This is a genomic window from Microbacterium sp. NPDC056736, assembly GCF_042790415.1.
Taxonomy (GTDB): Bacteria; Actinomycetota; Actinomycetes; order Actinomycetales; family Microbacteriaceae; genus Microbacterium.
Map to the genome: position 1 here is coordinate 1 of NZ_JBHTZE010000021.1, position 1,364 is coordinate 1,364.

The following is a 1,364-nucleotide window of genomic DNA, read 5'->3' on the forward strand; positions in this document are numbered from 1 at the left end:
GGCTTGCCCTTGGTCCGCTTGCGCAGGTCGTACTTCTTGCCGTGGGTGTCGGTGAGGACGAGGTCCGGCTTGGTGAACGGCTGGTTCGGCTCCCGCGTGGACGAGGACTGATCACCATGGCCGATCCGATGAGCTACCCGGAGTTCGCCAAGGCACTGCGGGCCGAGGGCCTGACCGTGGTCGAGGTCAAGACCGAGGGGAAGTCCCCCGCCAGCCACAACCGCAACCACAAGGGGCCCTGGGGGCCCGTGAACGGTGTGATGATCCACCACACCGTGACCAAGGGCAGCGCCAAGACCGTGGAGATCTGCCGCAAGGGCTACGAGGGTCTACCCGGGCCGCTCTGCCACGGCGTGATCACCAAGGACGGCAAGGTGCACCTGGTGGGCTACGGCCGCGCCAACCATGCCGGGCTCGGGGACGACGATGTGCTGCGCGCGGTCGTCGCAGAGACGGCACTGCCCGCGGACAACGAGGCGAACACCGACGGCAACCGGCGCTTCTACGGGTTCGAGTGCGAGAACCTCGGGGACGGCAAGGACCCGTGGCCCGCGGTGCAGCTCGAAGCGATCGAGCGGGCCGCCGCCGCGGTGTGCCGGCACCACGGGTGGAACGAGGGCTCCGTGATCGGGCACCTTGAGTGGCAGCCGGGCAAGATCGACCCCCGCGGGTTCACCATGGCGTCCATGCGCGCCCGGGTGAAGACCCGGCTCACGGGCAAGCCCAAGCCGCCGGCGGACCCCAAGCCCAAGCCCCCGGCCACCAAGCCGCCCGTCGCGACCAGGCCGCCCGGGCTCAAGGACGTGCAGCAGGACGCGCGGCTGGCCCGCCCTTTCAAAGATCCGGCCGAACGGCTGGACCACCCCATCACGTGCCTGTTCACCGCACAGGAAAAGGCACAGATCGAGCGGACCGCGCAGCGCTTCGGCATCTCCAAGGCCGCCGCCGTACGACTCCTCGTACGCGTCGCTCTGGAGTCCGAAACACCCATCACTCCCAAGTGACCCGAAAGAGGCAGACCTGTGATCGACACTCACATGTCACCCGAACCCAACGACGACGACCAGCCGCCGATGTTCCCGGCCCTCTCCATCCTGGAACGCCAGACCCCCCCCGCCCGTTACGGCCGTGAGCCGTTCTGGCGGGCGCCGGTCACCCCCCCGTCCCGGGACGTCTACATCCCGCACTGGAACTGGATCGGCATCCACGAGATCCCCGCCGACCGCGAGGCCCTCACCCTGGACGCGAACGGCGCCTACCTGGCCGCGATCGGCGCGGTGCAGGTGGCGCACTCCCACCTCAAGGAGACCGGCGGCATCCACCACGGGGAGTACCCCTCCCCCCGCCAGGTGCTCCCCGGGTAC

2 protein-coding genes are annotated in these 1,364 nt (G+C 69.5%); both read left to right on the forward strand.

Going from position 1 to position 1,364, the window contains the following annotated elements; all coding sequences use genetic code 11:
- Nucleotides 1–1,004 (forward strand): N-acetylmuramoyl-L-alanine amidase (locus ACFRAL_RS17385; RefSeq protein WP_378885390.1); only part of this gene is annotated, 1,004 nt, incomplete at its 5' end.
- Nucleotides 1,005–1,037: 33 nt separating this feature from the next.
- Nucleotides 1,038–1,364, forward strand: a 327-nt coding sequence (locus tag ACFRAL_RS17390; protein WP_378885392.1) for a hypothetical protein, incomplete at its 3' end; no start/stop codon positions are given.